This is a genomic window from Mangrovactinospora gilvigrisea (genome assembly GCF_001879105.1).
Classification (GTDB): Bacteria; Actinomycetota; Actinomycetes; order Streptomycetales; family Streptomycetaceae; genus Mangrovactinospora; species Mangrovactinospora gilvigrisea.
This window is the reverse complement of sequence record NZ_MLCF01000084.1, coordinates 1-7,896: the sequence shown is the minus strand read 5'-3', so window position 1 is coordinate 7,896 and position 7,896 is coordinate 1. Positions and strand designations below refer to the sequence as shown.

9 protein-coding genes are annotated in these 7,896 nt (G+C 74.6%); 6 read left to right on the top strand and 3 right to left on the bottom strand.

Going from position 1 to position 7,896, the window contains the following annotated elements; all coding sequences use genetic code 11:
• Nucleotides 1-167: 167 nt before the first annotated feature.
• Nucleotides 168-857, top strand: coding sequence for an AzlC family ABC transporter permease (locus BIV57_RS15710; RefSeq protein WP_245797709.1), 690 nt, complete (start codon nucleotides 168-170; stop codon nucleotides 855-857).
• On the top strand, nucleotides 854-1,171 hold the full coding sequence (locus BIV57_RS15705; protein WP_071657439.1) for an AzlD domain-containing protein: 318 nt from the start codon (nucleotides 854-856) through the stop codon (nucleotides 1,169-1,171). Before BIV57_RS15710 ends, BIV57_RS15705 begins: the two co-directional genes overlap by 4 nt.
• A 7-nt stretch (nucleotides 1,172-1,178) precedes the next feature.
• On the opposite strand, the gene BIV57_RS15700 is transcribed toward BIV57_RS15705, so the two are convergent.
• Both BIV57_RS15700 and BIV57_RS15695 read right to left on the bottom strand, forming a co-directional pair.
• Nucleotides 1,179-2,345 carry an AI-2E family transporter gene (locus BIV57_RS15700; RefSeq protein ID WP_071657438.1) on the bottom strand — a complete coding sequence of 389 codons (1,167 nt, stop codon included), beginning with the start codon at nucleotides 2,343-2,345 and terminating at the stop codon, nucleotides 1,179-1,181.
• A 107-nt stretch (nucleotides 2,346-2,452) separates the two neighbouring features.
• Nucleotides 2,453-2,647 (bottom strand): DUF3046 domain-containing protein, encoded by a 195-nt coding sequence (locus BIV57_RS15695; RefSeq protein ID WP_071657437.1) that lies wholly within the window; start codon nucleotides 2,645-2,647, stop codon nucleotides 2,453-2,455.
• A gap of 189 nt (nucleotides 2,648-2,836) precedes the next feature.
• Here BIV57_RS15695 and recA point away from each other — a divergent pair, with 189 nt between their 5' ends.
• From recA to BIV57_RS26105, 4 genes are all read left to right on the top strand, one after another.
• Nucleotides 2,837-4,000 (top strand): recombinase RecA, encoded by a 1,164-nt coding sequence (gene recA, locus BIV57_RS15690; RefSeq protein WP_071657436.1) that lies wholly within the window; start codon nucleotides 2,837-2,839, stop codon nucleotides 3,998-4,000.
• Nucleotides 3,997-4,509 (top strand): regulatory protein RecX, encoded by a 513-nt coding sequence (locus BIV57_RS15685; protein ID WP_079170365.1) that lies wholly within the window; start codon nucleotides 3,997-3,999, stop codon nucleotides 4,507-4,509. Before recA ends, BIV57_RS15685 begins: the two co-directional genes overlap by 4 nt.
• A gap of 201 nt (nucleotides 4,510-4,710) precedes the next feature.
• Nucleotides 4,711-5,712: an Rnase Y domain-containing protein gene (locus tag BIV57_RS15680; protein ID WP_245797707.1), complete on the top strand. Its 1,002-nt coding sequence runs from the start codon at nucleotides 4,711-4,713 to the stop codon at nucleotides 5,710-5,712.
• Nucleotides 5,649-6,017 carry a hypothetical protein gene (locus tag BIV57_RS26105; RefSeq protein ID WP_245797705.1) on the top strand — a complete coding sequence of 123 codons (369 nt, stop codon included), beginning with the start codon at nucleotides 5,649-5,651 and terminating at the stop codon, nucleotides 6,015-6,017. The genes BIV57_RS15680 and BIV57_RS26105 overlap by 64 nt, the downstream gene beginning before the upstream one ends.
• Nucleotides 6,018-6,074: 57 nt before the next feature.
• Here BIV57_RS26105 and BIV57_RS15675 read toward each other — a convergent pair whose 3' ends face one another.
• Nucleotides 6,075-7,685, bottom strand: coding sequence for a S8 family peptidase (locus BIV57_RS15675; RefSeq protein ID WP_107409586.1), 1,611 nt, complete (start codon nucleotides 7,683-7,685; stop codon nucleotides 6,075-6,077).
• Nucleotides 7,686-7,896 lie beyond the last annotated feature (211 nt).

Here is a 7,896-nt window from a genome sequence, read left to right as displayed (position 1 = left end):
CGCCCGACAGACCAGCCCACACCGCCGAGGGGCGCGGGGAACTGCGCGAGTGACCACCACCAACCCGCCGCCCGACAGGCCAGCCCGCACCGCACGGCGCGCACCCCTTCGACCCGACGCAAGAACGTTCAAGCCCGCGGCAGCCCACCACGGCAACCCTGGGACGCGTGACCATAACGACCGCCCCCACCGCCCACCCCGTCCGCGACGGCCTCGCCGTCGGCCTCGCGGTGGGCCTCTCCGGCTTCGCCTTCGGCGTCACCGCCGCGGGCGACGGCCTCACGCTCTGGCAGTGCGCCGCACTCAGCGCACTCGCGTTCACCGGCGCCTCCCAGTTCGCCCTGGTCGGCGCCCTCGGCGGCGGCGCCGCCCCGCTGGCGGCCGTCGCCGGCGCGCTCTTCCTCGGCGTCCGCAACGCCTTCTACGGGATGCGCCTCTCACTGCAACTCTCGCCCCCGCGCGCCCTCCGCCCGCTGATGGCGCACTGGGTGATCGACGAGACCTCCGCGGTCGCCTTCGCCCAGCCCGACCGCCGCTCCGCCCGCGCCGGCTTCACCACCACCGGCGTCTCCCTCTACCTGCTGTGGAACGCCACCACCGTCGCCGGCGCGCTCGGCGCCGGCGCCCTCGGCGACCCGTCCCGCTTCGGCCTGGACGCCGCCGGCCCCGCCGCCTTCCTGGCGCTGCTCGGGCCACGGCTGCGGCAGGGCGCCGAGCAGCGCTGGACGGCGGCGCTCGGCGTCGTCCTCGCGCTGGGGTGCACGCCCCTGCTGCCCGCCGGCGTCCCGGTGCTGGCGACGCTGCTCGCCGTGCCGATCGTCCTGCTGGCCACGCGCGGCAAGGAGGCGGGCCGATGACCGCCGCCTGGTGGGCCATCGCCGCCACCGCCGCCGGCTGCTACCTGCTGAAGCTCGCCGGCCTCTCGCTGCCGTCCGGCTGGCTGGAGCGGGCGGCCGTGCAGCGGTTCGCCGGGCTGGTGCCGGTGGCGCTGCTGGCCGGGCTGACGGCGGTGCAGACCTTCGGCTCGAGCCGGCACGCCGGTCAGCTGACCGTGGACGCGCGGGCCGCCGGCATCGCGGCGGCGCTGCTGGCGCTGCGGCTGCGGGCGCCGTTCCTGGTGGTGATCGTCTCGGCGGTGGCCGTCACCGTCCTGCTGCGGGCCGTCCTCTGACCCGGGCTCAGTCCTCCGCGGCGTCCCCGCCGGAACCGTCCCCGCCGGAACCGTCCCCGCCCGAGCCGTCCCCGTCCCGGCGGCGCCGTCGCCGCCGCTTCCCCGGCTGGTCCATCGCCAGGCGCAGCCCCAGCTCCTGGGCGTCCGTCATCGGGTAGCGCTTCACATACGCGCCGAGCACGCCCTGGATGGTGGCCGCCGCCGGGATGGCGATCAGCGCGCCGACCGCGCCCAGCAGCGCCGCCCCGGCGATCACCGAGCCGAACGCCACCGCCGGGTGGATGTCCACGGTGCGGGCGGTGATCCGCGGCTGCAGCAGGTAGTTCTCCACCTGCTGGTAGACGGTGGCGAAGAGCACGATCCACAGCGCGTCGATCGGGCGGTAGGCGAACCCGATCAGCGCGGGCAGCACGATCGCCAGATAGGTGCCGATGGTCGGCACGAACTGCGAGACCAGGCCTACCCAGATCGCCAGGAACGGCGCGTAGGGCACGCCCAGCACCAGCAGCAGGATGTAGTGGCAGACCGCGGAGATGGCCGCGAGGATCGCCCGGGAGTAGAGGTAGCCGGCGGTCTTGGCGAGCGCGGTGTCCCAGGCGGTGAGGACGTAGACCTGCTTGGCGGGCGGCAGCGCCGAGCAGATCCAGCGGCGCAGCCGCGGGCCCTCGGCGGCCAGGTAGAAGGTGAAGAGGGTGACGGTGAGCATGTCGAAGAGCCCGCCGAGCACGGAGGAGGAGAGCCCCCAGGCGTTGTTGGCCGCCTCCTGGGCCCACTTCTTCGCCGTGCCGGAGTCGGCGAGCAGCCCGCGCTGCACCCGGTCCAGGGTGATGTTCACATGGAAGGTGCGGTTCACCCAGGAGAGCAGGTCGTCGATGTAGGCGGGGAAGTTCTGCACGATCGAGGAGACCTGGTCGACCAGCAGCGAGCCGAGCGCGGTGACGAAGAGCGCGATCGCGATGAAGAGCACCACGAAGACCAGGCAGGTGCCGGCGCCGCGGCGCAGGCCGCGGCGGGCGAGGAAGGTGACGGCCGGCTCGATGGCGGTGGCCAAAAAGAACGACACCAGCAGTATCACCAGCAGGCCGAGCAGCTGGTCGAAGGCCCAGGCCGACAGCTGATAGAGACCGACCAGCACCAGCGCCATGATCATGGCCCGGGGCAGCCAGCGGGGCATCCGGGGACGGGAGTGGGCCTGTTCGTCGGCAGGTTGGGGCGGTTGAGCAGGCGGGGACGGTTGGGCAGGCATGCGACGAGTGTGCCCGAAAGTATGCGATGTCCGTTTCAGTGGGCGCTGCGGGGCAGCCCCAGCGTGTTGCAGACGGCGCGCCAGACGTCCTTGGCGGGCAGCCCGTCGGAGAGCGCCTGATGGACCGTCCGCTCCCCGAGCTCGGCGATCACCTGGTCGCGGCAGAAGGAGTCGACGTAGCCGGGATCGAGGTGGGCCCGCATCCGCGCCCAGAATTCGGTGAGCCGCATGGGGCCAGTATGCCGTCCCGGCCTCTGTTCGAATATCTGTTCCCCTATGCTGGTCTGCTGCTGGGCTTCGCGTCCTGTGACGCGCGACGCGTTGTCCACAGCCCCGGGGCCGATGTCGCGGGATTGTCAGTGGCAGCCGTTAGCGTCGTAGACGTGAAGCGATCGACTCAACCCACAAGGGTGGACCCCATGGCAGGTACCGACCGCGAGAAGGCGCTGGACGCCGCGCTCGCCCAGATTGAAAGGCAGTTCGGCTCCGGCGCGATCATGCGGCTCGGCGCCGACAACCGCCCCCAGGTCGAGTCGATCCCGACCGGCTCGACCGCCCTCGACGTCGCCCTCGGCATCGGCGGCATCCCGCGCGGCCGCGTCGTCGAGATCTACGGCCCCGAGTCCAGCGGCAAGACGACGCTGACGCTGCACATCGCCGCCAGCGCGCAGAAGCTGGGCGGCATCGTCGCCTTCGTCGACGCCGAGCACGCCCTCGACCCGGAGTACGCCGAGAAGCTCGGCGTCGACACCGACGCCCTGCTGGTCTCCCAGCCGGACACCGGTGAGCAGGCCCTGGAGATCACCGACATGCTGATCCGCTCCGGCGCGATCGACGTCGTGGTGATCGACTCGGTGGCCGCGCTGGTGCCGAAGGCGGAGATCGAGGGCGAGATGGGCGACAGCCACGTCGGCCTCCAGGCCCGTCTGATGAGCCAGGCGCTCCGCAAGATCACCGGTGCGCTCTCGCACTCCAACACCACCGCGATCTTCATCAACCAGCTCCGCGAGAAGGTCGGCGTGATGTTCGGCTCCCCGGAGACGACGACCGGCGGCCGCGCGCTGAAGTTCTACGCCTCCGTCCGGCTGGACATCCGCCGCATCGAGACGATGAAGGACGGCACCGACGCGGTCGGCAACCGCACCCGCGTCAAGGTCGTCAAGAACAAGGTCGCCGCGCCGTTCAAGCAGGCCGAGTTCGACATCCTCTACGGCGAGGGCATCAGCCGCGAGGGCGGCCTGATCGACATGGGCGTGGAGCACGGCTTCGTCCGCAAGTCCGGCGCCTGGTACACCTACGAGGGCGACCAGCTCGGCCAGGGCAAGGAGAACGCCCGCCGGTTCCTGAAGGACAACCCGGAGCTGGCCGAGGAGATCGAGCGCAAGATCAAGGAGAAGCTCGGCGTCATCAAGAAGCCGGAGGAGGTCGTGGCCGCGGTCCCGGCCGAGGGCGACGCCCCGGCTGCCGCCGAGGTCCCGGCGCCCGCTTCCGCCGAGGACGCGGCCAAGCCCGCCAAGGGTGCGGCGAAGGGCGCGGCCAAGAAGGCCGTCCCGGTCAAGTCCGTCGCCCCGACGAGCAAGTGACGCGCCGGGCCGAGGAGTCGGCCCCGCCGGCGACACGCGAGGATCCCGAGCAGCGGGCGCGGAACATCTGCCTGCGCCTGCTGACGGGACGCTCGCGCACCCGGCGGCAGCTGGCGGACGCGCTGCGGGAGCGCGACATCCCCGAGGAGGCGGCCGAGCTGGTGCTGGACCGCTTCACCGAGGTCGGCCTCATCGACGACGCGGCGTTCGCGAGGGCGTGGGTGGAGTCGCGCCACCGCAACCGCGGGCTCTCCCGGATGGCGATCGCCCGCGAGCTGCGCGCCAAGGGGGTGGACGGCGTCCTGGTGGAGGAGGCCGTCTCCGCGGTCGACTCCGACGACGAGGAGACCGCGGCCCGCGCGCTGGTCGACCGCAAGCTGCGGTCGACGGCGGGCCTGGAGTACCCCAAGCGGGTCCGCCGGCTGGCGGGCATGCTGGCCCGCAGGGGCTACTCCGAGGGGATGGCGCTCCGGGTGGTGCGGCGCGCGCTCGAGGAGGAGGCGCCGTGACGCGGAGACGCGCCGTGCGGTGCGGGGAGGCCTGCCGGGTTCCGGTCGGCCCTCCTTGCTCACGGCCCGCCGGCCGGCGAGCCTCCCCGCACCACCCCAGCTCCCGCCGCGTTACAGACGGTTGACCCAACCGTGATGCAGTCTTAGCCTCGCACCAGCGGAATCCCCCTCCACCGTCGCCTCCCGGCCAGGAGTGGTGCCATGCAGCTCGCGCTGGTCATCGCCTCGGTGGTGCTGCTGGTCGTCACGCTCGCCGTGCTCGCCGCCGGCGCCCTCGCACTGCAGCGCCGCCACGCCCGCCTCGCCGCCAAGGCCGTCCGCCTCGACCAGCAGCGCACCGAGTTCCACGGCCTCGCCGACGCCCGCCGCGAGGCGCTCGAGCGGATCGCCGGCCTCACCGCCGCGCAGGCCCGCGCCGAGCTCGTCCGGGAGATCGAGCAGTCCGCCAAGCGGGAGGCCGCGCGGCGCGCCCGCGAGCTGGAGGACCGGGCCCGCGAGGAGGCCGAGAGCCGCGCCCGTGCCGTCGTCGCCACCGCGATCCAGCGGATCGCCGCCGACCAGACCGCCGAGTCCACCGTCTCCGTGCTCTCCCTCCCCTCCGACCTGATGAAGGGGCGCATCATCGGCCGCGAGGGCCGCAACATCCGCGCCTTCGAGGCCGTCACCGGCGTCAACCTGATCATCGACGACACGCCCGAGGCGGTGCTGCTGTCCTCCTTCGACCCGCTGCGCCGCGAGGTCGCCCGGATCGCCCTGGAGGCGCTGGTCGCCGACGGCCGCATCCATCCGCACCGCATCGAGGAGGCGCACCGCCGCGCCGCCCGCGAGGTCGACCAGCGCTGCCGCCGCGCCGCCGAGGACGCCCTGGTCGCGGCCGATGTGATGGACGTCCACCCGGAGCTGGTCGCCCTCCTCGGCCGGCTCCGCTTCCGCACCTCCTACGGCCAGAACGTCCTCGCCCACCTGGTCGAATCGGCCCAGCTCGCCGGGTTGATGGCCGCCGAGCTCGGCCTCGACGCGGCGCTGCTGCGGCGCTGCGCCCTGCTGCACGACATCGGCAAGGCCCTCACCCAGGAGCGGGAGGGCAGCCACGCCCTGGTCGGCGCCGAGGTCGCCGCCGCTGCGGGGAGGGTCCGGAGGTGGTGCACGCCATCGAGGCCCACCACGGCGAGGTGGAGCCGCGCACCGTGGAGGCGGTGCTGACGCAGGCGGCGGACGCCGTCTCGGGGGCCCGTCCGGGCGCGCGCCGCGAGTCGCTGGAGGCCTACGTCCACCGGCTGGAGCGGCTGGAGGAGATCGCCTCCGCCGAGCCCGGGGTGGAGAAGGTGTTCGCGATGCAGGCGGGGCGCGAGGTGCGGGTGATGGTGCGTCCGGAGGAGGTGGACGACCTCGGCGCCCAGGTGATCGCCCGCGAGGTGGCCAAGCGGGTGCAGGACGAGCTGAGCTTCCCGGGGCAGATCCGGATCACCGTGGTGCGCGAGTCCCGCGCCACCGAGGTCGCCCGCTGACGGGGCCGAACCCGGCCCGACCCGGTTGGACGCGGCCGACCCCGGCCGGACGCCCCGTCAGGGGATGTGCACCAGCGGCCCGAAGGCCGGTCCGGCCGGATCGGTGACGGTGTCGGCGAGGACGGCCGCGCGCAGCCGGCTTCCGGTCAGCCCCGGGTGCTGCTCCGCGATGACCGCCGACACCCCGCTGACCACCGCGGCCGACATCGAGGTGCCGGAGAGCGCGCGGTAGCCGCCGCCGGGCCAGCTGGAGACGATCTGCTGCGAGGGCGGGGCGTCCGGATCGCCGCCGGGCGCGGCGACGGTGCCCGGGCCGCCGTCGTCGTTGCTGTAGGAGGCGGCGCGGCCGTCCCGGTCCAGGGCCGTGGCCTTGAGCACGCCGGGCAGCTGCCCGGGCAGCCGGATGCACTCGGGGCCGACCTGGCGCACCGGCGGGATCGTCCCCGCGGGGTGGTCGTTGGGGCTGCGGTCGTCCTCGTGGGGGGCGCGCAGGTCGACGCCGTCGTTGCCGGCCGAGGCGACCACCACCGCGCCGCTGCGCTGGGCGTAGGCGACGGCCCGGCCGACCGCGGCGATGATCGCCGCCTGGTCGGGCTGCCCGGGGCAGTTGTACTTCCACGGGTCGGCGAAGTAGCTGCTGTTGACGACGCGGGCGCCGTGCTCGGCGGCCCAGACGAAGCCGCAGACGATGTTCTCCGCGTAGTACTGGCCGGCGGTGCCGAGCAGCCGGACGGCGGCTATCCGGGCGCCGGGGTCGATGCCGGCGACGCCATCGCCGTCCCGCGCGGCGGCGACGATTCCGGCGACATGGGTGCCGTGGCCGGAATCGTCGTAGTTGGAGAGCGGGCGCCAGGCGCCGAAGGAGTTGTCGGGGGCGCCGGTCTCGCAGGAGGCGGAGCGCGCCGGGTCGACCTCGGCGGCCAGGTCGGGATGGGTGTCGTCGACCCCGCTGTCCAGTACGGCGACGACGGGGCGGCTCGCGGCCGGGGTGCCGGCGGCGAGCGCCTCCACCGAGGTGCGGTCGGCGCCGACCGCGGTGCGGAACCACGCGCCGCGCTCGTGCGGGTCGGGGTAGCCGCCGTCGTCGGCGGGCAGCACGTGCGCGGGCGGCACGCGGGTGGCCCGCTCGTCGGAGATGCCGCCGAGCCCGGCGGGGACGGGCACCGGCATGGGGACGCGTCCGGGGGTGCCGGCGCCGTCCAGCGGCCGCGGGATCCCGCCGACCGGGCCGACGGCTCCGGTCGCCCCGGCCTCCCCGGCCTCCCCGGCCGACGCGCCGGAGGTGCCCGACCTCCCGGCGTCGGCGGAGGCCGCGATGACGGGGATGCTGCGGGTGCGCACGGTGCGGGTGGCGCCGACCTTGGCGATGCCGGGCTCGGCGGCGGCGCGCCGGGCGAAGTCCGGGTCGGAGGCGTAGGCGAGAATGACGCCGATCTCGGTGTAGCGGTGCGCGAGGACGCCTCCGGCGTCGGCGGCCGCGGCGGAGGCCTCGGCGGTGCCGGAGGGGCCGTCGTCGTCCGCGACCAGCAGATAGGAGAGGTAGCCGGGCGAGGCGGCGGCGGGACGCCCGTCGGGCAGGGCGGCGCCGAGCAGGAGCGCGGAGACGGCGGCGAGGAGGCCCGCGCGGTGCACGGCGCGGGGGACGGCGTGGCCTCGGGGTCGCTCCATGCGGTCACGCTATGTGTGCTTTATCCGCTTATACGCCTTTTGCTCAGTCAATCGTGTTGGCCCCACCCCCGCTTCGCCCCGCCCAGCGGGGCGGGCCACGGCGAGGGGGCGCGGCGGGGCCGAGCGCCGCGGGGCGGGGCGCGGCGAGAGGGGCGCCGTGGGGCAGGGCGGAGCGCGGCGGGGCGGGGCGCGGCGAGAGGGGCGCCGTGGG

What these genes read in the sequence shown, in the direction of transcription:
- BIV57_RS15705 (WP_071657439.1), top strand. Translation starts at nt 854, where the DNA reads ATGACCGCCGCCTGGTGGGCCATCGCCGCCACCGCCGCCGGCTGCTAC.
- BIV57_RS15700 (WP_071657438.1), bottom strand. Translation starts at nt 2,345, where the DNA reads ATGCCCCGCTGGCTGCCCCGGGCCATGATCATGGCGCTGGTGCTGGTC.
- BIV57_RS15695 (WP_071657437.1), bottom strand. Translation starts at nt 2,647, where the DNA reads ATGCGGCTCACCGAATTCTGGGCGCGGATGCGGGCCCACCTCGATCCC.
- recA (WP_071657436.1), top strand. Translation starts at nt 2,837, where the DNA reads ATGGCAGGTACCGACCGCGAGAAGGCGCTGGACGCCGCGCTCGCCCAG.
- BIV57_RS15680 (WP_245797707.1), top strand. Translation starts at nt 4,711, where the DNA reads ATGCAGCTCGCGCTGGTCATCGCCTCGGTGGTGCTGCTGGTCGTCACG.
- BIV57_RS15675 (WP_107409586.1), bottom strand. Translation starts at nt 7,685, where the DNA reads ATGGAGCGACCCCGAGGCCACGCCGTCCCCCGCGCCGTGCACCGCGCG.